This window comes from Hydrogenophaga aquatica (assembly GCF_054780915.1).
This window is the reverse complement of the sequence record NZ_BAAGVK010000002.1, coordinates 327,974-350,726: the sequence shown is the minus strand read 5'-3', so window position 1 is coordinate 350,726 and position 22,753 is coordinate 327,974. Positions and strand designations below refer to the sequence as shown.

General features: G+C 67.1%; 24 protein-coding genes. 17 read left to right on the top strand and 7 right to left on the bottom strand.

Annotation, left to right across the window (positions count from 1 at the left end; all coding sequences use genetic code 11):
- Nucleotides 1–34: 34 nt before the first annotated feature.
- The gene (locus ACYVHH_RS02815) at nt 35–361 is read left to right on the top strand and encodes a hypothetical protein (protein WP_460563503.1); all 327 of its coding nucleotides are present in this window, start codon (nt 35–37) and stop codon (nt 359–361) included.
- Between the two features lie 24 nt (nt 362–385).
- On the opposite strand, the gene ACYVHH_RS02810 is transcribed toward ACYVHH_RS02815, so the two are convergent.
- Nucleotides 386–1,603, bottom strand: a complete 1,218-nt coding sequence (locus ACYVHH_RS02810; protein WP_460563502.1) for an NAD(P)H-dependent flavin oxidoreductase — start codon at nt 1,601–1,603, stop codon at nt 386–388.
- Between the two features lie 153 nt (nt 1,604–1,756).
- Here ACYVHH_RS02810 and ACYVHH_RS02805 point away from each other — a divergent pair, with 153 nt between their 5' ends.
- Complete coding sequence (locus ACYVHH_RS02805; RefSeq protein ID WP_460563501.1) at nt 1,757–2,848, top strand: YeeE/YedE family protein; 1,092 nt, start codon at nt 1,757–1,759, stop codon at nt 2,846–2,848.
- Nucleotides 2,849–2,856: 8 nt separating this feature from the next.
- Here the strand turns inward: ACYVHH_RS02805 and ACYVHH_RS02800 are convergent, their stop codons facing one another.
- From ACYVHH_RS02800 to ACYVHH_RS02790, 3 genes are read right to left on the bottom strand one after another with little or no spacing between them, the layout of a single operon-like run.
- A complete protein-coding gene (locus tag ACYVHH_RS02800; protein ID WP_460563500.1) occupies nt 2,857–3,225 on the bottom strand; it encodes a hypothetical protein in 369 nt (122 codons plus the stop codon).
- Nucleotides 3,226–3,260: 35 nt separating this feature from the next.
- Nucleotides 3,261–4,490: an MFS transporter gene (locus ACYVHH_RS02795; protein ID WP_460563499.1), complete on the bottom strand. Its 1,230-nt coding sequence runs from the start codon at nt 4,488–4,490 to the stop codon at nt 3,261–3,263.
- On the bottom strand, nt 4,487–5,314 hold the full coding sequence (locus ACYVHH_RS02790; protein ID WP_460563498.1) for an HAD family hydrolase: 828 nt from the start codon (nt 5,312–5,314) through the stop codon (nt 4,487–4,489). Before ACYVHH_RS02790 ends, ACYVHH_RS02795 begins: the two co-directional genes overlap by 4 nt.
- Before the next feature lie 108 nt (nt 5,315–5,422).
- Between ACYVHH_RS02790 and rplU the strand changes: the two genes are divergently transcribed.
- From rplU to proB, 4 genes are all read left to right on the top strand, one after another.
- Nucleotides 5,423–5,734 (top strand): 50S ribosomal protein L21, encoded by a 312-nt coding sequence (gene rplU, locus ACYVHH_RS02785; protein WP_460563497.1) that lies wholly within the window; start codon nt 5,423–5,425, stop codon nt 5,732–5,734.
- A gap of 13 nt (nt 5,735–5,747) precedes the next feature.
- Nucleotides 5,748–6,005 carry a 50S ribosomal protein L27 gene (gene rpmA / locus ACYVHH_RS02780; protein ID WP_460563496.1) on the top strand — a complete coding sequence of 86 codons (258 nt, stop codon included), beginning with the start codon at nt 5,748–5,750 and terminating at the stop codon, nt 6,003–6,005.
- A gap of 100 nt (nt 6,006–6,105) precedes the next feature.
- Nucleotides 6,106–7,221: an Obg family GTPase CgtA gene (gene cgtA / locus ACYVHH_RS02775; RefSeq protein WP_460563495.1), complete on the top strand. Its 1,116-nt coding sequence runs from the start codon at nt 6,106–6,108 to the stop codon at nt 7,219–7,221.
- 84 nt (nt 7,222–7,305) lie between these two features.
- Nucleotides 7,306–8,478, top strand: coding sequence for a glutamate 5-kinase (proB, locus tag ACYVHH_RS02770; protein WP_460563493.1), 1,173 nt, complete (start codon nt 7,306–7,308; stop codon nt 8,476–8,478).
- A 21-nt stretch (nt 8,479–8,499) separates the two neighbouring features.
- On the opposite strand, the gene ACYVHH_RS02765 is transcribed toward proB, so the two are convergent.
- Complete coding sequence (locus ACYVHH_RS02765; RefSeq protein WP_460563492.1) at nt 8,500–9,021, bottom strand: CNP1-like family protein; 522 nt, start codon at nt 9,019–9,021, stop codon at nt 8,500–8,502.
- The gene (locus ACYVHH_RS02760) at nt 9,018–9,692 is read right to left on the bottom strand and encodes an RNA pyrophosphohydrolase (RefSeq protein ID WP_460563491.1); all 675 of its coding nucleotides are present in this window, start codon (nt 9,690–9,692) and stop codon (nt 9,018–9,020) included. The genes ACYVHH_RS02765 and ACYVHH_RS02760 overlap by 4 nt, the downstream gene beginning before the upstream one ends.
- 129 nt (nt 9,693–9,821) lie before the next feature.
- Here ACYVHH_RS02760 and ACYVHH_RS02755 point away from each other — a divergent pair, with 129 nt between their 5' ends.
- The 11 genes from ACYVHH_RS02755 (at nt 9,822) to ACYVHH_RS02705 (ending at nt 22,433) form a co-directional block, all read left to right on the top strand.
- Nucleotides 9,822–11,567 carry a proline--tRNA ligase gene (locus tag ACYVHH_RS02755; protein ID WP_460563490.1) on the top strand — a complete coding sequence of 582 codons (1,746 nt, stop codon included), beginning with the start codon at nt 9,822–9,824 and terminating at the stop codon, nt 11,565–11,567.
- A gap of 68 nt (nt 11,568–11,635) precedes the next feature.
- Nucleotides 11,636–12,214: a lytic transglycosylase domain-containing protein gene (locus tag ACYVHH_RS02750; protein WP_460563614.1), complete on the top strand. Its 579-nt coding sequence runs from the start codon at nt 11,636–11,638 to the stop codon at nt 12,212–12,214.
- A gap of 15 nt (nt 12,215–12,229) precedes the next feature.
- Complete coding sequence (locus tag ACYVHH_RS02745; RefSeq protein WP_460563489.1) at nt 12,230–13,459, top strand: LysR family transcriptional regulator; 1,230 nt, start codon at nt 12,230–12,232, stop codon at nt 13,457–13,459.
- A gap of 104 nt (nt 13,460–13,563) precedes the next feature.
- Nucleotides 13,564–14,730 (top strand): ABC transporter substrate-binding protein, encoded by a 1,167-nt coding sequence (locus ACYVHH_RS02740; protein WP_460563488.1) that lies wholly within the window; start codon nt 13,564–13,566, stop codon nt 14,728–14,730.
- A gap of 75 nt (nt 14,731–14,805) precedes the next feature.
- Nucleotides 14,806–15,675 carry a branched-chain amino acid ABC transporter permease gene (locus ACYVHH_RS02735; RefSeq protein WP_460563487.1) on the top strand — a complete coding sequence of 290 codons (870 nt, stop codon included), beginning with the start codon at nt 14,806–14,808 and terminating at the stop codon, nt 15,673–15,675.
- A complete protein-coding gene (locus ACYVHH_RS02730; RefSeq protein WP_460563486.1) occupies nt 15,672–16,643 on the top strand; it encodes a branched-chain amino acid ABC transporter permease in 972 nt (323 codons plus the stop codon). The genes ACYVHH_RS02735 and ACYVHH_RS02730 overlap by 4 nt, the downstream gene beginning before the upstream one ends.
- Nucleotides 16,640–17,410 (top strand): ABC transporter ATP-binding protein, encoded by a 771-nt coding sequence (locus ACYVHH_RS02725; RefSeq protein ID WP_460563485.1) that lies wholly within the window; start codon nt 16,640–16,642, stop codon nt 17,408–17,410. The genes ACYVHH_RS02730 and ACYVHH_RS02725 overlap by 4 nt, the downstream gene beginning before the upstream one ends.
- A gap of 21 nt (nt 17,411–17,431) precedes the next feature.
- Nucleotides 17,432–18,172, top strand: a complete 741-nt coding sequence (locus ACYVHH_RS02720) for an ABC transporter ATP-binding protein (protein ID WP_460563483.1) — start codon at nt 17,432–17,434, stop codon at nt 18,170–18,172.
- Nucleotides 18,162–18,875 carry an alpha/beta fold hydrolase gene (locus ACYVHH_RS02715; RefSeq protein WP_460563482.1) on the top strand — a complete coding sequence of 238 codons (714 nt, stop codon included), beginning with the start codon at nt 18,162–18,164 and terminating at the stop codon, nt 18,873–18,875. The genes ACYVHH_RS02720 and ACYVHH_RS02715 overlap by 11 nt, the downstream gene beginning before the upstream one ends.
- Entirely contained in the window at nt 18,872–19,306 is a 435-nt protein-coding gene (locus tag ACYVHH_RS02710) for an SgcJ/EcaC family oxidoreductase (protein WP_460563481.1), read from the top strand. Before ACYVHH_RS02715 ends, ACYVHH_RS02710 begins: the two co-directional genes overlap by 4 nt.
- 55 nt (nt 19,307–19,361) lie before the next feature.
- Entirely contained in the window at nt 19,362–22,433 is a 3,072-nt protein-coding gene (locus ACYVHH_RS02705) for a transglycosylase domain-containing protein (RefSeq protein WP_460563480.1), read from the top strand.
- Nucleotides 22,434–22,439: 6 nt separating this feature from the next.
- On the opposite strand, the gene ACYVHH_RS02700 is transcribed toward ACYVHH_RS02705, so the two are convergent.
- Nucleotides 22,440–22,679 (bottom strand): hypothetical protein, encoded by a 240-nt coding sequence (locus ACYVHH_RS02700; RefSeq protein ID WP_460563479.1) that lies wholly within the window; start codon nt 22,677–22,679, stop codon nt 22,440–22,442.
- Nucleotides 22,680–22,753: the final 74 nt, after the last annotated feature.

Below are 22,753 nucleotides of genomic sequence, written 5' to 3'. Positions count from 1 at the left end.
GGGCGCGCGCCTGCTGCGCTGGTAAGGGGCAGCCTTGGCACCACGCGAACAGGTCATCCACATCCACCCGCAGGCCCCGGCCAAGCCCCCTGTGGGAGCGCCCTGCAACGGCTGTGGCGTGTGCTGCCTGGCCGAGCCTTGCCCCCTGGGCATGGTGTTGTCCGGCCGCCGCAGGGGCGCGTGCACAGCATTGCGTTGGGCAGAAGTTGACAAGCGCTATGTGTGCGGCGCCATCAGCGATCCGGCAGGCGTGCTGCCAATGCGGTGGCGCTGGGCGGCCTTCCTGTTGCGGCGGCTGGCGCCACGCTGGGTGGCCGCCGGGCAGGGGTGCGACGCAGACCTGGAACCGGTGCGCCGCTGAAGGCCTGCGGCGCGCCAGGCGGGTTCAGGCGGGTTCGCCCAGCAGGTGCAGCATCAAATCCTGCACGGGGCGGATCTCGTGGCCGAAGGGCAGCTTGCCCGCCCCCCGGAAGAACAGGCCGCGCTCGGTGTCACCTTCCAGCGCGTGGCCCAGTTGCTGGTCGATGCAGAATTGCCCCATCTCGGCCTTGCCGTCGCGCAGGCCGCAGTGCGCCAGGCAGTCGAAGGACATGTTGCATTTCTTCTTCACGTGGGCCACGGCCTTGAGCTTGGGCTCCACGCGCAGGTACTTGTCCAGCCAGGGGGTGCGCACGGCGCGCGCGGGCAGGCCCGCCACGCTCACGAACTCCACCACGTCTTCGGGGCGGGCGTTGGCCAGCACCTGCTTGAAGTGGGCGTCGGCGTCGCTTTCCTGCGTCACGGCAAAGGCGGTGCCCAGCTGCACGGCGCTGGCGCCCAGGGCCTGCAGGCGGGCGATGTCCTCGTGGCTGCTGATGCCGCCCGCCGCGATCAGGGGAATCTCGCGTTCAATGCCCGCCGTCTTGAAGAAGGCCAGCACCTGCGGTATCACCACGTCGAAGTCGAAGCGTGTGTCCTGCAGGTCGCCCACCTTGGCCGCGCCCAGGTGGCCGCCGGCCAGCCGGGGGTGCTCGATCACGATGGCGTCGGGCAGGCGGCCTTTTTTCTCCCACTTGCGCACCACCAGTTGCACACCCCTTGCGTCCGACAGGATGGGAATGAGCGCCACCTGCGGGTGTTCGGCTGCCAGGTCGGGCAGGTCCAGCGGCAGGCCTGCGCCCACCACCACGGCGTCGGCGCCGCTTTCCAGCGCCTGGCGCACGTAGATTTCATAGGCGCTCAGGGCCTTCATCACGTTCACGGCAACCATGCCGTGGCCCTGCGACAGCGTGCGGGCCCGCTGGATTTCGCGGTCCAGCGCCGTCAGGTTGGCCGCGTCAATCTGCTCGCGGGCGTCGGGTTCCTTGTCCAGGTGCTGGGTCTGGGCCATCAGGTCGGGGTGCAGGCGGCGCAGGTCCACCGACGAGATGGTGCCCACGCCACCCAGCCGGGCCACGTGGCCCGCCAGGCCGCCAGCGGACACGCCTACGCCCATGCCACCCTGCACCACGGGCAGCAGGGTCTTGCCGCCCAGCTGCCACGCGCGCAAGCCCGAGGTGCGGGCCAGGTCGTGCAGGCGCTGGGCTGCTGTTTCAAGTGAGGGGGAGGGGATTGAATGTTCCATTTGCTCTGGCGGAGCGCGAATGCCTGCCGCGTGCTCAAAAAACCAGCGTGCAGTCTCGCAGGGTGTATCCCTTGGGGGGTTGATCTGGATCAACGCCCGTCTTTGGTAAAACCTTGAATATCATCTGTTAATGATTTACGGATGGAGCATGGGATGAACTGGGCGGGATGGAACGAGGCCTTTGGCGAGGCCGCCGTGCTGGCCATGGGCGGGCTGGCCTTGGGTGTGGGTTTTGGGTTTTTCGGGCAGCGCTCCAAGTTCTGCCTGCGCGCGGCGGTCATCGAGTTCTGGCACCGGCGCTTTGGCGACAAGCTGGCCGTCTGGCTGCTGGCGTTTTCCACCGCGGTGGTGGTGGTGCAGGCGCTGGTGCTGCTGGGCGGGCTGGATGTGTCCAGCGCGCGCCAGTTGTCGTCCCGCGGCAGCCTGTCTGGCGCGCTGATCGGCGGACTGCTGTTCGGCGTGGGCATGGTCATGACGCGGGGCTGCGCCAGCCGCCTGCTGGTGCTCTCGGCCAACGGCAACCTGCGGGCGCTGCTGTCGGGGCTCATCTTTGCCGTGGTGGCCCAGGCGTCTCTGGGGGGCATCCTTGCGCCCTGGCGCGAAGCCGTCAGCAGCTGGTGGGTGGTGGAGGGTGGCCCATCGCGCAGCGTGTTGGCCCTGATCGGCGGTGGCCCCATGGTGGGGCTGGCGTTTGGCCTGGTCTGGATGGCAGCCGCCTTGTTCTTCGCGGTGCGCAGCGGCTGGGGTTTCTGGAAGTGGTTCGGCGGCATGGCCACGGGTCTGATGGTGGCTGGCGGCTGGTATTTCACCTTTCAGGTGATGTCGAACTCGTTCGAGGTGGTGCAGATTCAGGGGCTGACGTTCAGCGGCCCTTCCGCCGAATGGCTGATGCACGTGCTGAACGACCCGGCAGGCCCCTGGACCTTTGGCCTGGGCCTGATGCCCGGGGTGTTTCTGGGTTCGCTGGCGGGAGCGCTGGTGGGGCGGGAATGGAAGCTCGAAGGCTTTGGCGGCGGCTACACCATGCCGCGTTACATCGTCGGCGCCGTGTTCATGGGGTTCGGCTCCATGCTGGCAGGTGGGTGTGCCGTGGGCGCGGGCATGACGGGCGGCTCCATCTTTGCCGTCACAGCCTGGCTGGCGCTGCTGGGCATGTGGGCAGGTGGCGGCCTGGCCGATCGGGTGCTGGACCGCGGCACGCATACCGCACCCGCGCCGGGTGTGGAGCCTGCGCGCGCGCCCTGAGGGCGCTGTCACCGCCCCCAGAAAGCCAGAGCGGCCAAGCCTGCTGCCAGCACGGCGGTGCCCACCAGCAGCCAGCGGGTGCGCAGGCGCAACAGCTCCACGGCGGCCACCAGCCGCGCGTTCTGTTCGGCCAGGTCGGCCACCATCTGGGTCAGCTGCGCCATGTCGGCGGCGTGCTGCCGCTCCAGCTGCTGCAGCCTGAGCTGCAGGGCGGGCAGGTCTGCCCCCGTTTCTCCGGCCGCAGGCGGGTCACCCGCCACGTGGGGGTCGTTCTGCCGTTCCAGCAAGCGGCGTGCGCCTTTGAGCACGGCTGGCGCGTGCTCGATCACGTCGCCCCAGGGGATCACTTTCAAGGCGGTCAGCCAGGATATGGCCATGTCGTCTCCTTTGTTCAGGCTTCGACCGCGAGCGGTCACATCCGTTCACCGATGCGGGCCTTCAGCAGCATCCACAGGCCCAGTACGGCCACCAGGATCAGCAGGGCAGGGAAGCCCAGCAATGGCGACCACTGCAGTGCCGCTCCACCCAGGGCGGGCGCCAGCACACCCCCGGCGGTGTAAGACATCACCAGCACCGCCGTGCTGTTGACCAGCGTCACGCCTTTTTCGCGGGAGCCGATGTCGATCATCGCCAGCGTGTAGAGGCTGCCGCCTGCACCGCCCCAAACGAAAGCCACCGGCCAGGCCAGCCACGGTGTGCCTGCCACCCAGGGAATGAGCGCCGTGGCTGCGAGCGTGATGGCGGCAAACACGCGCATCAGTTGCAGCCGGGTGTGTCGGGCGTCGCCCCAAAAGCCCTGGGGGTGGCGCAGGCTCAGGCGGTCGGCCAGCATGCCTGCGGGCAGCATCAGCACGGCGCTGCCCAGCCCGCTGGCCGACACCAGCAGTGCCGCCGCCGCCGCGCCCAGGCCCAATGCCAACCCGTACAGCGGCAGGATGGAGGTGACGCCGCTTTCAAAAAAACCGCCCGCAAAACCCGCCAGCATGATGACCGGGTGAGCCCACAGCGCATGCCACACGCCGCTCAGGCCCACCTTGGCGTCGGCCTCGTCGTGCGCGGGCGGCAGTGGTGGAATGGACAGGCTCCAGGCCAGCCCCGCCACCAGAAAGCCCACCGCCACCCAAAGGGATGTCATGGAGGCCGGGCCCAGCCAGGCCAGCAGCGCGGGGCCGAGCACGAAGGTGGCACCCACCATGGTTTCAAACAGGCCAACGTTGCGGCCCCGTTGGCTCGGTGCCGAAAATTCGGCCACCACGGCCTCGGCCAGCACCCAGCGCAGGCCTGAAGCCGTGCCTACCAGCATCTTCAGGCCGAACCACAGCACCAGCCCCTGCGCGAGGCCTTGCGTCAAGCCGAACACCACGCCAGCCGCCACTGGCACCGCGCCGGAAAGCCACAGCGTCGGCCGCCGCCCGAGCCGCCGGGTCACTGCAGAGGCGAAAGGTGTCATCAAAAAAATGCCGAGCCAACCGCTGGCCGCGAACAGCCCAGCCAGCGCCGTAGGCACGTCCGCGCTCTTGAGCCGCAGAATCAGCCAGGGCGTGAGCATGAAGTAGCCCACCAGCTCGAAGAAGGTGGAGCCGAAGATGCTGACCAGCCCCAGGCGGGCGTGGGCGGGCAGGGGGTGTGCTGCCTGACTCAAGCCATGCCCCCCACGCCCGGCAGCCCGCGCGCCTGCAGCAGGGCGCTGGCAACCTCCGCAAAGCCCGCGCCGCGCTCCTGCCGCGTCACATAACGTGGTGGCTGGCGCAGTTGCGGCAGAAAGCGCGCCACATTGGCCACGCCCACGCTGTGGCGAAAGTGCGCGAACATCACCTGGTCGTTGGTCGAGTCGCCCACGTACACCCAGCGGTCGGCCTCGGCGTCCAGCGTGCGGCCCAGCAGGTCGGCCACCATCCAGCGCGCGCCCGCCAGTTTGTCGTGGTTGCCAATCCAGCCGTTGATGTGGATGCTGCTGACCGTTGCGGTCAGGCCTTCTTCGCGCAGCAAGGCCACCACCCGGGCCACGGCGTCGGGCGGCAGGTGGGCGTGTTCGCTGTGGTCGATGGCGATGTCGGTCTCGCGTCCGGGGCTGTCCTGCGCCAGCGTGGCGCCGGGCACTTCGCGCAGCACGCGTTCTGCGGCGGCGTGCAGGCGCACAGCATTGGCATGGCGGGTGGTTTCGTCCTGCAGGTAACGCCTGCGGGTTTCGCCCGGCAGCAGGGCCACGGCGCCGTTCTCGGCCACGATGGCGTCCAGCGGGCAGGGCAGGGGGCCGCCCGTTTGGCCACGCAGCAGTTCCTCGCTCCAGCCGGCAGGGCGCCCGGTCACGGCGATCACGGGCAGCCCGGCGTCGCGCAAGGCATTCAGCGCTGCGCGCGCCAAGGGGCCAACCGCCCCGCCGTCGGTCAGGGTGTCGTCGATGTCGGTGAGCACGCCGGTGATGTGACGGCGTTCCGGCAGGGGCCAGTCGGCAAGGGCAAGCATGGGTGCAGCATAGCAGCGTGCGGGCCTGACTTGCGTGCGCGGGGCTTATCGGCTAGAATTCGCGGTTCGGCGGAAATCCGTCCGTCGAAATCACCATTCGAGGTTCATATGTACGCGGTCATAAAAACCGGCGGCAAGCAGTATCGCGTTGCCGTTGGCGAAAAACTTAAAGTAGAACAGATTGCTGCGGACGTGGGTCAAGAGATCGTGATCGACCAGGTGCTGGCCGTCGGCAACGGCGAAAGCATCAAGGTGGGCACGCCCTTGGTCTCCGGCGCAACGGTCACGGCCACCGTGGTTTCTCACGGTCGTGGCGACAAGGTTCGCATCTTCAAGATGCGCCGTCGCAAGCACTACCAGAAGCGCCAGGGCCATCGTCAGAACTACACCGAGCTGCAGATCGGCTCGATCAACGGCTAAGGAGTAAAGCACCATGGCACAGAAAAAAGGCGGCGGCTCAACGCGAAACGGTCGCGATTCCAAGCCCAAGATGCTGGGTGTGAAGGTGTTCGGCGGCCAGGAAATCTCCGCAGGCGCCATCATCGTGCGTCAGCGCGGCACCCGTTTCCACGCTGGTGAAGGCACCGGCCTGGGCAAAGACCACACCATCTACGCCACCGTGGACGGCAAGGTCAGCTTTGCCACCAAGGGCGCACTGAACCGCAAGACGGTTTTCGTCACCCCGGTGTAATGCACCTGCTCCGTGGCGGCGCCCCGTGCCCGCCCCGGCAGCTCCAAGGGCCCGCAAGCGCGGGCCTTTTGTGTTTTTTTGATTCAGGGACAATGCAGTCATGAAATTCGTTGACGAAGCCTACATCGACGTGGCCGCTGGCGACGGTGGCAATGGCTGCGTGTCCTTCCGGCACGAGAAATACAAGGAGTTCGGCGGCCCCGATGGCGGGGATGGCGGACGCGGCGGCCACGTCTATGCACTGGCCGACGAGAACCTCAACACCCTGGTGGACTACCGCTACTCGCGCCGCTTCGAGGCGCAGCGTGGCGAGCACGGCAAGGGTTCCGACATGTTCGGCGCCAAGGGCGAGGACATCGTCCTGAAGATGCCGGTGGGCACCATCATCCGCAACGCCGAGACCGGCGAGATCATGCACGAGCTGCTGCAGCCCGGGCAGCAGATTCTGCTGGCCAAGGGCGGTGACGGTGGCTTTGGCAACCTGCGCTTCAAAAGCTCCATCAACCGCGCGCCGCGCCAGAAGACGCCGGGCCACCCGGGCGAGCGCTTCAGCGTTCAGCTTGAGTTGAAGGTGCTGGCCGACGTGGGCCTGCTGGGCATGCCCAATGCGGGCAAGTCCACCTTCATCGCGGCGGTGTCCAATGCACGCCCCAAGATTGCCGATTACCCCTTCACCACGCTGCACCCCAACCTGGGCGTGGTGCGCGTGGGGCCCGAGAAAAGCTTCGTCGTGGCCGACGTGCCCGGGCTGATCGAAGGTGCCTCCGAGGGCGCGGGCCTGGGGCACCAGTTCCTGCGCCACCTCCAGCGCACACGCCTGCTGCTGCACGTGGTGGACATGGCCCCGTTCGACGATGCCGTGGACCCGGTGGCACAGGCCAAGGCCATCGTTGCCGAACTCAAGAAGTACGACCCCGAGCTGCATGCCAAACCGCGCTGGCTGGTGCTCAACAAGCTCGACATGGTGCCCGAAGAAGAGCGCGAGGCGCGCGTCAAGGACTTCGTCAAGCGTTTCAAGTTCAAGGGCCCGGTGTTCCAGATTTCCGCGCTCACGCGTGAAGGCTGCGAGCTGCTGGTGCAGAAGATCTTCCAGCACATCGTGGCCACCCGCGAGGCCGAGAAGCCCCCGGTGGACGTGGACCCGCGTTTCGATGCAGCGCGCGGCCCGGCTGACGAGGCGCCGCCTCCATCGGACGACCCGCGTTTTCGCGATTGACCCTGTATTGATCCAGCCTTTGCGGGGCAGCTCCTTGCCCCAGCCGCTCCCAGAGCCCGTTTTCTCTTCGCCTGACCGACGATCATGAGCCAAGAAATCGCTGCACCGGCCGTTGCCGCGCCCCAGTCCGCCCCCGCCGATGTGCTCAGCGCTGCGCGCCGCATCGTGGTCAAGGTGGGCTCCAGCCTGGTCACCAACGAAGGGCGGGGCCTGGACGAAGCGGCCATTGGTCAGTGGAGCGAGCAGCTCAGCGCCCTGGTCAAGGACGGGCGCGAAGTCATCATGGTCAGCAGCGGTGCAATAGCCGAAGGCATGAAGCGCCTGGGCTGGAAGGCTCGCCCCAAGGAAGTCAACGAACTGCAGGCCGCCGCTGCAGTGGGCCAGATGGGCCTGGTGCAGATGTACGAGACCAAGCTGCGCGAGCAGGGCATAGGCAGCGCGCAGGTGCTGCTGACCCACGCCGACCTGGCCGACCGCGAACGCTACCTCAACGCCCGTTCCACCCTGCTCACACTGCTGCAGCTGGGGGTGGTGCCGGTCATCAACGAAAACGACACCGTCGTCAACGACGAGATCAAGTTCGGCGACAACGACACCCTGGGCGCGTTGGTGGCCAATCTGGTGGAAGCCGACGTGCTGGTCATCCTGACCGACCAGAAGGGTCTGTATACCGCCGATCCGCGCAAGGACCCCGGCGCGCAGTTCGTGCATGTGGCGCGTGCGGGCGATCCCCAGCTTGAGGAAATGGCAGGCGGTGCCGGTTCGCGCGTGGGTACTGGCGGCATGATCACCAAGATCCTGGCGGCCAAGCGCGCTGCCGGGTCGGGCGCCTCCACCGTCATTGCCTGGGGCCGCGAACCCAATGCGTTGCTGCGCCTGGTGGCGGGCGAGCCCATAGGCACCTGCCTGATTGCCGACACCCCCAAGAAGCAGGCGCGCAAGCAGTGGATGGCCGACCACCTGCAGCTGCGCGGTGCAGTGATGGTGGACGACGGCGCCGTGGCCAAGATCGTGCAGGAGGGCAAGAGCCTGCTGCCCATCGGCATGACGGGTGTGGAAGGCGATTTCTCGCGTGGCGACGTGATCGCCATCCGCGACATGCGCGGTGCCGAAGTGGCGCGCGGATTGGCCAACTACGCTGCCAGCGAGGCGCGCCTCATCTGCCGCAAGTCGTCAGCCGATTTCGAGAAGCTGCTGGGCTACGCCGCCGAGCCCGAGATGATCCACCGCGACAACCTGGTGCTCACCCGCGTCTGAGCGGGTGCACCGGGCCGGGTTTCAGGGCTGCGTCGGGCGGCCGTAGCGCAGTTCGCGCAGCATCTTCGGCACAGGGCCGTTGGGTGCCGCTCCCTGGCACAGGCCGGCCCTGGCCAAGGCCAGCGCGGGCCGCGAAGCGGCGTTGCCTGCCAGCATCGGCCGCCATTGCGGCTGTTGCGCCAGCGTCCACGAGCCCGGAGGCGCGGGGTTCCAGCGGGCGTAGGTTTTCACTTCGCCAGTGGCGCAGCGCACGCCTTCATACAGTGCGTTGAGCGCACCGCTGCGGCTGGCCGCCACCATCACGTAGCGCACCACGCCGTCCTCGCCGATGCCGATGGACGCAGGGTCAACGCCGTAGCTCAGCTCCGAGTTCACCGATACGTCGAACTTCAGAAGCCCCTCGGTCCGCAGTGCGGGCGGCGCAGGGACTTCCGATTCGCGCCAATCCACGTCGTCCGCGGCGCGTTGAGCGAAGGCGCCCGCGCAGGCGCAGGACAGCAGCGCCGCAGCAAGCGACGGCGCCGAATGGAACGGCGCGCTCATGCGGGGCCTCCGGGGGAAGATGGTCTGGGGGCGGATTCCCGGGCGGGGTGTTGCGGGTCCGGGTCGAAACAGGCGCCGGGCGGCAGTTCCAGGTTCACGGGGACGCTCAGGTGGCTCGCGCGCGTCGCCGCCAACTCCTGGACGGGCTGCAACTGCCTGGGGCGCGCATTGCTGCGCAGGTAGCGGTTGCGGTTGTCCTGCCTGGGCAGGAAGCGCGCAAGCTCCGTCAAGGCCATCTCGTAGACGCCGCGCTTGAACTCCACGACCACGTCGAGCGGAACCCAGTAGTCGTTCCAGCGCCAGGCGTCGAATTCCGGATGGTTGGTGGCGCGCAGGTTCAGGTTCCAGTCGCCGCCCACCAGGCGCAGCAGATACCAGATCTGTTTCTGCCCCTTGTAATGACCGCGTGCATCCCGGCGGATGTAGCGGTCTGGCACTTCATAGCGCAACCAGTCCCGTGTGCGGGCAACGATGCTCACATGCTCCGGGCGCAAACCGATTTCCTCGTGCAGTTCCCGGAACATGGCCTGTTCGGGGGTTTCACCCCGGTCTATGCCCCCTTGCGGAAACTGCCAGGAGTGGGTGCGAATGCGCTTCCCCCAGAACACCTGGTTCTTCTGGTTGAGCAGAATGATGCCGACATTGGGCCTGAAGCCATCTCTGTCAAGCATAATCAACCCCAAATTTTGAAACTGTCTCGATTATGCATCGTAGGCCCGGGCTTGAGTAGCGTTTCGGGGGGGAAATCCCGAGGAGCGCCTGCCAGACCAGGCCACGGGCGGGTCGTGCAACACCCATCCATGAAAGCCTCCCAGTTCTTCATCTCCACCCTCAAGGAAGCCCCGGCCGATGCCGAGGTCGTCAGCCACAAACTCATGACCCGCGCGGGCATGATCAAGAAGCTCGGTGCCGGTATCTACACCTACATGCCCATGGGCCTGCGGGTGATCCAGAAGGTAGAAAAAATCATCCGCGAGGAGATGAACGCCGCTGGCGCGGTGGAGATGACCATGCCCGTCATCCAGCCCGCGGAACTGTGGCAGGAGACGGGGCGCTTCGACAAGATGGGCCCGGAGTTGCTGCGCATCAAGGACAGGCACGAGCGTGACTTCGTGGTGCAGCCCACCAGCGAAGAAGTGGTGACCGACGTGGCGCGCCAGGAGCTGCGCAGCTACAAGCAGCTGCCCAAGAACTTCTACCAGATCCAGACCAAGTTCCGTGACGAGCGCCGTCCCCGCTTTGGCCTGATGCGCGGGCGCGAGTTCATCATGAAGGACGCCTACAGCTTTGACCGCGACCGCGACAGCGCACAGATCAGCTACCAGGTCATGGCGGCGGCCTACCGCCGCATCTTCGACCGCTTCGGCCTGACCTACCGTGCCGTGGCTGCCGACAGCGGCGCCATTGGCGGCGACCTGAGCGAGGAGTTCCAGGTGATCGCCGCCACCGGCGAGGACGCGATTGTCTATTGCCCCGACAGCGATTACGCGGCCAACATCGAGAAGGCCGAGGCCCTGGCGCCCCAAGGCCCACGCCCTGCAGCCAGCCAGCCGCTGACCAAAACCCCCACGCCGGGCAAGAGCACCTGTGCTCAGGTGGCCGAGTTGCTGGGCGTGCCGCTGTCCACCACGGTCAAGTCCATCGTGCTGGCCACCGACGACATCAACGAGCGCGATGAAGTCGTCAAGTCCCGTGTGTGGCTACTGCTGCTGCGTGGCGACCACGACATGAATGAAGTGAAGGTCGGCAAGCTGCCTGGCCTGGACCTGGGCTTCCGTTTCGCGACCGAGGCCGAGATCGTGGCCCACTTCGGCTGCAAGCCGGGTTATCTGGGGCCCCTGAACATGAAGCAGCCGGTGACCGTGGTCGCCGACCGCGAGGTGGCCGTGATGGCCGACTGGATCTGTGGCGCCAACGAGGTGGATCACCACATCACCGGCGTGAACTGGGGCCGCGACCTGCCCGAGCCCGCGCTGGTGGCCGACATCCGCAACATCGTCGCGGGCGACCCGTCGCCCGACGGCAAAGGTGTGCTGGCCATCGAGCGCGGCATCGAGGTGGGCCACGTGTTCTACCTGGGCACCAAGTACAGCCGCGCGATGAACGCCACCTTCCTCGACGAGGACGGCAAGCCCAAGCCCTTCGAGATGGGTTGCTACGGCATTGGCGTGACGCGCCTGCCCGCGGCGGCCATCGAGCAGAACCACGACGAGCGCGGCATCATCTGGCCCGACGCCATTGCGCCGTTCACCGTGGTGATCTGCCCCATCGGCATGGACCGCAGCGAGGCCGTGAAAGCCGCCGCCGAACAGCTGCACGACCAGCTCGCCGCGCTGGGTGTGGACGTGATGCTGGACGACCGGGGTGAGCGCCCGGGCGCCATGTTCGCCGACTGGGAGTTGATCGGTGTGCCGCACCGTGTCACCATCGGCGACAAGGGCCTCAAAGATGGCCAGGTCGAATACCAGCACCGCCGCGATGCCGCCGCCACCAAGGTGGCCGCCGCCGACGTGCTGGGCTTGCTCAAGGAGCGTCTGGGGGTGTGATCGCCGTGGGTTCCGTCAGCCATTCACCGCAGCGCCGCCGTTGCCTGTCGTGGGGGCTGGGGGCTGCCATGGCCGGTGTGCTGCCCGGCGGCGCGCCTGTGGCGTGGGCAGGAGGGCAGCTGGAAGAGCCTCTGGCCGATTCGGTGCGTCTGGCCTTGCGCGCGGCGGTGGAATACGCTGGGCCGCCCGAGCCGGAATTCATGAGCACCGATGCCCGGCTGGCCTACTTGCGCTGGCTGGGCGAGATGAGTCCCAGGCTGCAGCGCCGCAAGCCCGAACTGCAGACCCGCGTCGAGTTTTTGCAGACCGTCTGGTACGAAACGCGCCGGGCCGGGCTCGACACCTCGCTGGTGCTCGGCCTCATCCAGGTGGAAAGTGCGTTTCGCAAGTTCGCCATCTCGCGCGTGGGGGCCCGGGGTTACATGCAGATCATGCCTTTCTGGGCACGGCTCATTGGCGACGGCGACGCGGGCAAACTCTTTCACATGCAGACCAACATCCGCTTTGGCTGCGTGATCCTGCGCCACTACCTGGACCGGGAGAACGGCGACCTGTTCCTGGCGCTGGGCCGCTACAACGGCAGCCGGGGCAAGCCGCAGTACCCGAACGCGGTGTTTGCGGCGCAGAAACAGTGGCGATTGGCCTGAGGCCGCGCCGAGTCCATGCTTCTGGCCGGTCAATTCAAGCGTTTGAAAGCGGCCTGCGCCGTGGCGGCGCTGGGTAGCACGGTGCGGGCGGCGGAGGCCTTGCACCTGTCGCAGTCTTCGGTGGCTCGCGCCGTGCAGGAGCTGGAGGAGGCGCTTGGTCAGTCGCTGTTCGACCGATCCGGGCGCGGCATGCGGCCAGCCGCGGCCGCCGCGCAGCTGCTGCGCCGCGCGGCGCGAGCGCTCAACCACCTGGCGCACGCACGGCCGCTGACGCACAAACCCCTCGACGGTGGGCTCGACTGGCTGGCCAGCCGGCTGGCCTTGGGAGCGGGCCAGCGGCACCTGCAGACCATGGTACTGCTGGCCGAGACCGTTTCCGAATCTGCCGCCGCGCAGCGGCTGGGCATCAGCCAATCGGCGGTACATCAGAGTCTGGCGCAGCTGGAGCACATGGCTGGCGCGCTTCTTTTTGTTCGGGCGCGCAAGGGCTTGCGGCTCACGGAAGTGGGCGAGGCGGTGCTGAAGGCCTCCAAGCTCTGCTTGGCCGAATTGCAGCAGGCGGGTGACGAGCTTTCCATGCGCGCTGGCGTGGTGCAGGGGCGCATTGTCATCGGTACCCTGCCTTTCTCCACAGGGCGGCTGCTGGCGCAGACGGTCGATGCCGTGCTGCGTGCCTACCCAGGCTTGAACATCACCATCATCGACGGCACCTACGATGCCCTGCTGCACCAGTTGCGGCACGCCGAGATCGACATGGTGGTGGGCGCGCTGCGGCCCGCGTTGCCGGGGCCGGACCTGGCGCAGGAAACGCTGTTCATCGACAGCCTGGCGGTGATGGCCAGGGCAGGCCACCCGCTCGCGCGGCGCCGCAGGCTGGTGTGGAAGGACCTGCGCGATGCCCAATGGGTGATGCCCATGCCCAACACGCCCGCGCAGGCAGCCTTTGAGCGGACTTTGCTTGCTGCCGGGCTGCCCATGCCTGCAAGCGCATTGCGCGTCAACAGCGCGATCATGATGCTGGCCATGCTGGCACAGAGCGACCGGCTGGCCATGATGGCGCCCCGCCAGTTGCAGCGGGAGATCGAGGCGGGTCTGCTGGTGGAGTTGAAACTGCCCGTGAGCCACGAGCCCCGCACGATCGGCGTGATCCGCAGGGCAGACTACTTGCCCACGCCTGCTGCACAGATGCTGGCCGACACCCTGAGGCTGGTTGCACAGGCTATCGCCGGAGCCGATGACGAGTAAGCTATAAGCAATTCGCATAGCTCGTCCGGCAATAGCATTGGACGCTTCCACGGTGTCCGCACGAAGATGTTTCCTCTGTGAGATCAACAACAGGAGACAGATTCATGCGCAAACGCCACTTCCTCAGCGCCCTTGCCACCATGGCCCTAGCTGGCCACATGGGCCACGCCTTGGCCCAGGAAACCTTCAAGATTGGCATGGTTCTGCCCATGACCGGGCCGTTCGCCTCCACTGGCAAGCAGCTCGAAGCCGCAGCCCGCCTGTACATGGCGCAGCACGGCGACAGCGTGGCGGGCAAGAAGGTGCAGCTCATCGTCAAGGACGACACCGGCGCACCCGATGTGACCAAGCGCATTGCGCAGGAACTGGTGATCAACGAGAAGGTGCAGGTGCTGGCGGGCTTCGGCCTGACGCCGCTGGCCATGGCCACGGCCCCGGTGGCCACGCAGTCCAAGACGCCGCTGGTGGTCATGGCTGCGGCCACGTCCAGCATCACCGAAGCGTCGCCCTACATCATCCGCACCAGCTTCACGGTGCCGCAGGTGGTGACCACGCTGGCCGACTGGGCCACCAAGAACAACATCAAGAAGGTGGTGACGCTGGTCACCGACTACGCCCCCGGCGTGGACTCCGAAAAGTACTTCAACGAGCGTTTCATCGCCAACGGCGGCCAGGTGATCGAGTCGCTGCGCGTGCCGCTGCGCAGCCCGGACTTCGCCCCCTTCCTGCAGAAGGTGCGTGATGCCAAGCCCGACGCGCTGTTCACCTTCGTGCCTTCCGGCGTGGGTTCTGCGCTGATGAAGCAGTTTGCCGAGCGTGGCCTGGACAAGGCCGGCATCCGCATGATTGCCGAGGGCAGCGTGACCGATGACGACATCCTCAACGGCATGGGCGACGTGGCGTTGGGCGTGGTCACCGCGCACCACTATTCGGCATCGCACAACTCGGCCCTGAACCGCCAGTTTGTTGAGGCCTTTGGCAAGGCCAACAATGGCATGCGCCCGAACTTCATGGCGGTGGGTGCTTACGACGGCATGCGTGTGATCTACGAAGCCGCGAAGAAGACCAAAGGCACCGGCGGCGAGGCCTTGTTGCAGGCCATGAAGGGGCAGGTGTTCGAGAGCCCGCGCGGCCCCGTTCTGATCGACGCGCAGACCCGTGACGTGGTGCACAACGTCTACGTGCGCAGGGTGGAGAAGGTCAACGGCCAGCTCTGGAACCAGGAAATCCAGACGGTGACCGACGTCAAGGACCCTGGCAAGGCGCGCTGACCCCGGACCTTCGGGACTTTTTTCTCGGCTTCCGGAGCGGGTGCCCCTGTGCCCGCTCCCGGGAGGAGTGTTTCCATGCTGACCATTCTTTTCGACGGCATCGCCTACGGCATGTTGCTGTTCATCCTGGCCGTGGGACTGTCGGTGACCATGGGTCTGATGAACTTCATCAACCTGGCCCACGGCGCGTTTGCCATGGCAGGCGGCTACCTGACGGTGGCACTGATGCAGAGCCACGGTGTGCCTTTCTTGATTTGCCTGCCGCTGGCCTTTGCGGGCACGGCGCTGGCGGGGGCGGTGCTGGAGCGCACGCTGTACCGGCCCATGTACGGCAAGCCTCACCTGGACCAGGTGCTCTTCACCATCGGGCTGACGTTCATGGCCGTGGCGGCCACCGACTACTTCATGGGGTCGCAGCAGCAGATCATCCAGTTGCCCGAATGGCTGCGTGGCCGCACCGAGCTGTTCGACGGTGCGCTGGGCATGGGGCATTACCGGCTCTTCATCATTGCCATCTGCGCCGCGTTCACCGTGGGGTTGCAGTACGTGCTGTCCAGCACGCGCTTTGGCAGCCGCCTGCGGGCCAGCGTGGACGACCCGCGTGTGGCCGCAGGCCTGGGCATCAACGTCAACGTGGTGTTTGCCGCCACCTTTGCGGTGGGCTCGGGCCTGGCGGGGCTGGGTGGCGCGCTGGGGGCCGAGGTGCTGGGTCTGGACCCGAGCTTCCCGCTCAAGTTTCTCGTGTACTTCCTCATCGTCGTGGCTGTGGGCGGCACCTCGTCCATCACCGGGCCGCTGCTGGCAGCGCTGCTGCTGGGCGTGGCCGACGTCGCTGGCAAGTACTTCATCCCCAAGCTGGGGGCGTTCATCGTCTATTCGCTCATGATTGCCATCCTGATCTGGCGGCCGCATGGTCTTTTCTCTCGCATGGGAGGTGGCAAATGAACACGCCGTCGCTGTTGCAGAAGGCCCGCTGGCGGCCTTGGGAATACGCGCTGTGGGTGGGTGCGCTGGCGTCGCCCGCCCTGTTCATGGAGCACTCGCTCATCATCAACGAGGTCGCCATCGTCGCGCTGTTCGCGGTGTCGCTGGACCTCATCCTGGGTTACACCGGCATCGTCTCGCTCGGGCATGCAGCCTTTCTGGGCTTTGGCGCGTATACGGCGGCGCTGTTCGCCAAGTTCGTGATGCCCGACCCGCTGGCCGGGCTGGTGGTGGGGGTGCTGGCGTCCACCGTGCTGGGAGCGCTGTGTTCCTTCACCATTCTGCGGGGCACGGACCTCACGCGCATCATGGTGACGCTGGGGCTGGCGCTGATTCTTTATGAGCTGGCCAACAAGCTGGACTGGCTCACCGGCGGTGCCGACGGCCTGCAGGGCGTGATGATGGGGCCGGTGCTGGGGCGCTTTGAATTTGACCTGTATGGCCAGGTGGCCGCGTGGTATTCGCTGGTGGTGCTGCTGGTGTGTTTTCTGCTGGCGCGCCGTGTGGTGCATTCGCCCTTCGGAGCCACGCTCATGGCAGTGCGCGACAACCGCCTGCGTGCCATGGCCATTGGCATTCCCGTGACGGCGCGGCTGGCTGTTGTCTACACCGTGTCGGCTGGCATGGCCGGGGCGGCCGGGGCCTTGCTGGCGCAAACCACGGGCTTTGCCTCGCTGGACGTGTTCTCCATCGAGCGTTCGGCCGACGTGATGCTGATGCTGGTGATTGGCGGCGTGGGCTGGCTCTACGGTGGCGTCGCGGGGGCCGTGGTGTTCAAGCTGATGCACGACGTGATCGCCGGGATCACGCCGCAGTACTGGACCTTCTGGATCGGCCTGTTCCTGGTGGTGCTGGTATTGGTCGGGCGCGACCGCCTGCTGCGCCCGTGGACGTGGTTTGGCCGTGGCGCGAAAGGCGGTGCGCGATGAGCGGGCAACCTGACTTCGTGCTGCGCACCGAGGGGCTGGTCAAGCAGTTTGGCGGCATCACCGCCACACAGAACGTGAGCCTGAACGTGGAGCGAGGCGCACGCCACGCGCTCATCGGGCCGAACGGTGCGGGCAAGACCACGCTGATCAACCTGCTGACGGGCGTGCTCAAGCCCACGGCCGGGCGCATCTTGCTGGACGGCGAGGACATTTCTGCCTTGCCGCCGCACCAGCGCGTGCGCCGGGGCATGGTGCGCACCTTCCAGATCAACCAGCTGTTCCACAGCCTGACTCCGCAGGAAACGCTGGCCATGGTGGTGGCGCAGCACCAAGGCCTGGGTGGCCGCTGGTGGCGCCCGCTGGGCAGCCACGCCCAGGTGAACCGGCGGGTAGATGAGCTGTTGCAGCAGTTCCACCTGGCTGACGTGGGCCACGTGCGCACCGAGCACCTGGCCTACGGCAAGCGGCGCCTGCTGGAGATTGCGATTGCGTTGGCCTGCGAGCCGCGCGTGTTGCTGCTGGACGAGCCCGTGGCGGGCGTGCCCGCAGGGGAGCGCGAGGAATTGCTGCACACCGTGGCAGCGTTGCCTGCGGATGTGTCGGTGCTGCTCATCGAGCACGACATGGACCTGGTGTTCGAGTTTGCGCGTTTCATCACTGTGCTGGTCAACGGCGCGGTGCTGGTCGAGGGGGAGCCGGGCGTGATTGCCAACGACCCAGGCGTGAAGGCGGTGTACCTGGGCCATGGCGCCTTGGCAGGCGCCTGAAGGCAGGGGGGAACCATACCTATGACGGATTTGCTGGACATTCAAGAACTGAGCGCAGGCTACGGCGAAGCGGTGGTGCTGACCGGCGTGAGCTTTTCGCTGCCCCAGGGGCAGACGCTTGCGCTGCTGGGGCGCAATGGCACGGGCAAGACCACGCTGCTCAACACCATTGCCGGGGCCACGCGCCAGCATGGTGGCACCATCCGCCTCGGCGGCGCGGACCTGCACCGCATGCCTTCGCACCAGCGTGCGGCGGCAGGTGTGGGCTGGGTGCCGCAGGAGCGCAACATCTTCAAGTCGCTGACCGTGGACGAGAACCTGACCGCTGTAGCTCGCGCAGGGCAGGGGCCGTCGCCCTGGACGCCGGCGCGCGTGTACGAGATGTTTCCGCGCCTGGCCGAGCGCAAGCGCAACCTGGGCACACAGCTGTCGGGCGGTGAGCAGCAGATGCTGGCGATTGGCCGCGCGCTGGTACTCAACCCGCGCCTGCTGCTGCTCGACGAGCCGTTGGAGGGGCTGGCCCCCATCATCGTGGAGGAACTGCTGCGCGCCATCCGCCGCATTACCCGTGAAGAGGGGTTATCGGCCATCATCGTGGAGCAGCACCCGCAGGCGGTGCTGGCCATCAGCCACCGTGCGGTGGTGCTGGACCACGGCAGCCTGATCCATCAGGGTGACGCACAGGTGCTGCTGAACGATCCTTCGCTGCTGGAGCGCTTGATTGGCGTGGGTGGTTCGGCAGGAGGCGATCATGCAGACTGAACCATTGCTGCTTGTGCCGGGGCTGATGTGCGACCACACTGTGTGGGAGCCGCTGCTGCCCATGTTGAACGCCGGGCGTACCTGCACGGTGGTGGACCATGGCATGGCCGACAGTCTGCCGCGCATGGCCCGGCAGTTGCTGGACGCTGCGCCTGACAGGTTTGCCATTGCCGGGCATTCCATGGGCGCGCGCGTGGCACTGGAAGTGTTGCGCCAGGCGCCCGGACGGATCACGCGCGTGGCGCTGCTCGACACCGGTTACCAGGCCCGAGCCAATGGCGCCGCCGGGGAGGAAGAGGCCCGCAAGCGCCATGCGTTGCTGGCGCTGGCTCGGGCGCAGGGCGTGCGCACCATGGCCTCCGCCTGGGTGCAGGGCATGGTCCATCCTGCTCGCCTGGCAGATGCGCCGCTGATCGAAGCCATTCTGGCGATGTTCGAGCGCAAGTCCGCAGACGTGTTTGCCTGCCAGATACATGCCTTGCTGGAACGCCCCGACGCCAGCGGTGTGCTGGCGAGCTTGCAGGTGCCAACGCTGATCCTTTGTGGCCGCCAGGACAGTTGGGCGCCCGTGGCGCAGCACGAGGCGATGCATCGGCTTGCGCCCCATGCCTTGCTGGAAATCATCGAGGACGCAGGCCACATGGCTCCGATGGAGCGCCCGGCCGCTGTGGCCGGCGCACTCGTCAACTGGCTCGCATCATGATGACGCCCCTGGAATGCCTGCTGGCGGAAAAAGCCTGCCGCGACGTGGTGCTGGCCGCCGCCGACGCGGTGGATGCGCAGGACCACGACGCCCTGGTGCGCCTGTTCACGCCCGACGCCACATTGGTGCGCCCGGGCGGCCAGCCCTTGCAGGGGCGAGAGGCCATCCGTGCCGCTTACGCAGCGCGCGACCCGGACCGGCTCACCCAGCACCTGATCTGCAACCACGCGGTCCAGGTGGAGCCTGGGGGCGCAGCGTTGTCGCGCTGCCGCGTGCTGCTGTGGAGCGGCAAACGCAGCGATCCGCTTACTCCCAAGGGGCGTCCCGCGGACGCTGCCGAGCAGGTTGGCGAGATCGTGGACCGGTTGACACTCACTTCGCAAGGCTGGCTTATCCAGCGCCGCGACGCCAGTTTCACCCTGTTCCGCTGAGGTTTGTTCCGGTGGACCGGATAATCGCTGCATTGCAGCAGTGTCAGCGTCCGCCATGTCAGAACAAAGCGCCAGCAGGGAGCGCCCCCCAGCCGAACCTCGCCGTCGGAACATCCGCCAGACGGGCCGAGTCGTCTTGCGCTCGGCACTGCGCATCGCGCTGGTGGTGACGCTGGTGCTGGTGGTGGCTGCGGGTGCGTTCGTGATCTGGGAGGCCGAGCACTCCCGCGTTCAGGCAACCGAGGCCAGCCGCTACGCTGCCACCCTGCGCCACGAGCTGGGCGCAGGGCCTAGCGAGCACATACGCTTTCCCACCCACGGGCCGTTCGACGAGCGGCTGGGCTATACGCGCATTCCCCACTTCACCCAGCGCCTGCAGGAGCGCGGCTTCGAGGTGGCCGAGCAGGCGCGCCACAACAGCGCGCTGCTGGCGCATCAGGACAGGGGGCTCTTCGCTCCCTATGCCGAGAAATCCCAGGCAGGCCTGACCGTGCTGGACTGCCGCCGCGAACCCATCTACGCCTTCCGCTACCCCTTCCGGCACTTCGAGTCCTTCGACAGCATTCCGCCCATGCTGGTGCAGGCGCTGCTGTTTATCGAGAACCGTGACCTGCTCGACGAAAAACGCCCATACATGAACCCGGCAGTGGACTGGGTGCGTTTCACCCGTGCCGTGCTGGGTCAGCTGGGGAGCAAGCTCCACCCTGAGATGGACACCCCCGGCGGCAGCACGCTGGCCACCCAGATCGAGAAATACCGCCATTCGCCCGACGGCATCACGCAGGACGCGCGCGAAAAGCTGCGCCAGATGGTTTCCGCTGCCGTGCGCGCCTACCAGCAAGGCGAAGAGACCTTGCCGGTGCGGCGCCAGCTGGTGCTGGACTACCTGAATACCGTTCCCCTGTCTGCCGCGCCGCGCCACGGTGAGGTCAACGGTCTGGGCGACGGGCTGTGGGTGTGGTTCGGCACCGACCCGGAACGCGCCCGCCGCCTGCTGGCCCCCCTGGACGGCCTGCCGGACGGGCAGGGCGAGATAGACCTGGAGGAGCGCGCCCAGGTGCTGCGACAGGCAGTGTCGTTGATGATCGCGCACCGGCGGCCATCGTGGTACCTGGCGCAGGGGCGCGATGATTTGAACCAGAGCACCGATGCCCACCTGCGCCTGCTGGCGGCCGAAGGCATCATCGACGCCGCCACGCGCGACGAGGCGCTGCGCCACCCCCTGGTGTTTCGCGACATGGCGCGCAACCCGCCGCTGTTGCCCGCGCAGTCCGGCAAGGGCACCACTGCCGTGCGCACCCGGCTGGCGGGTCTGCTCGACACCTCGCTCTACGGCCTGGACCGGCTTGATGCCGAGATGTCCGCCACGCTGCATGGCCAGCTTCAGTCGGCGGTCACCGACTTCCTGGGCAAGCTTTCCGATCCCGCCTTCGCGCGCGAGAGGGGCCTGTTTGGCGAGCGGTTGCTGCGGCCCGGCAATTTTGGCGAGGTGCGCTACAGCTTCACGTTGTGGGAAACCACCCCGCAGGGCAACCAGGTGCGCGTGCAGACCGACACCACCGCGCAGCCGCTGGACATCAACGAAGGCAGCAAGCTGGAGCTGGGTTCCACCGCCAAGCTGCGCGTGCTGGCCACCTACCTGGAACTGGTGGCCGAGTTGCACGAACGCCTGGCCCAGCTGCCCCCCGACCAGCTGCGCGCCACCGAAGTGGACCGGCAGGACAGCCTCACCCGCTGGGCGGTGGACCACCTGCTGGGGGCCGAAGACCGCGACCTCAACAAGATGCTGGACGCCGCCATGGACCGGCGTTTCTCCGCCAACCCGGCAGAGAACTTTTTCACTGGCGGCGGCCTGCACACCTTCGGCAACTTCAATCGCGAAGACAACAGCCGCAATCCCACTCTGCGCGAAGCCATGCAGGCTTCGATCAACCTGCCGTTTGTGCGGCTGCTGCGCGAGGTGGTGCGCCATACCATGGTGCAACTGCCAGGCAGCACTGCGCGCCTGTTGCAGGACGAGCGTGACCCGCGCCGCGAGGAATACCTGGCCCGCTTCGCCGACCGTGAGGGCCAGACCTTTGTGCGCCGCTTCTGGCGCAAGACCGATGGCCGCGAGCCGGAAGAGCTGCGCGCCATTCTGCTGGACGGGCTGGGGGCCTCGGCCGACCGCCTGGCCGCCGTGTTCCGTTATCTGGAGCCAGGCGCCTCGCCCCAGGCGCTGGCAGTCTTCCTGTCCGACCGCCTGGGCGACCGCGCTCCCAGCCCGGACCGTGTGCTGCAACTGCACCAGCGTTATGCGCCGGACGCGTTCGATCTGCCCGACCGGGGGTTTGTGGCACGCCTGCACCCGCTGGAGCTGTGGGTGGTGGCTTACCGCCTGAAGCACCCCCAGGCCACCTTGACGCAGGCGCTGGCCGCCAGCGCAGCCGAACGGCAGGCGGTGTACCGCTGGCTGTTCCAGACGCGCGCCAAGGACGCTCAGGACTCCCGCATCCAGACCATGCTGGAAGTCGAAGCCTTTGGCGAGATTCACCGCCGCTGGGCCCGGCTCGGCTACCCCTTCGGCCAGCTCGTGCCGTCGCTTGCCACGGCCCTGGGCAGCTCCGGCGACAGGCCTGCGGCACTCGTGGAGCTGATGGGCATCATCGTCAACGACGGCATGCGCCAGCCGTCACGCCGCATCTCGGCCTTGCGGTTCGCGCAGCACACGCCATGGGAAACGTCTTTCCTTCCGAAGGCGGTCGACAGCGAACGCGTGATGGCGCCCGAAGTTGCCCGTGCGCTGCGGCGGGCACTGTCGGAAGTGGTAGAGCGAGGTACGGCGCGGCGTCTGGCGGGAAGCTTCCGTGCCAGCAACGGCGAAGACCTTTCACCGGGCGGCAAGACGGGCACTGGCGACAACCGCGTTGTCGTCAGGGGACGCAGCACCTATGCCCTCAACCGCACAGCCACCTTCGTTTTCTATCTGGGGCCCAGGCACTTCGGCAGCATCACGGCTTACGTGGTCGGCCCCAACGCCGCCAGCCACAGCTTCACGTCGGGCCTGCCGGTGCAGATTCTGCGCTCGATGGGCCCTATCCTTGTTCCTCACCTCGACCCGGGGGCGGGCAGCGGCTGTCCGGAGTGACCCGGTTCAGATGCCTAGCAGCTTCTTCGCCTCGCCCAGCAGCTTCATCGAGTCATCGTGCGCCCCCGAGTTGTGGGCCGCTTCGCCACCGGCACGCAACTGCTTGACTCTCGTCAGGGTCGCTTCGTCGAGCGTGGGCTGGGTGGCCAGTTTGGCGTCGATTGCGGCCATCTCTGCGGGGCATCCGTGCGCCAGGGCCAAGGGCGCCGAGACAAGCACTCCAAGTGCCAGAACGATGTGTTTCATGGTGCATCCTCTCTGATGTTGTGCCAGTGGCGTGGCCTTGCGGCCATGAAGCGCCAGTGGCAGCGCAACCGTAG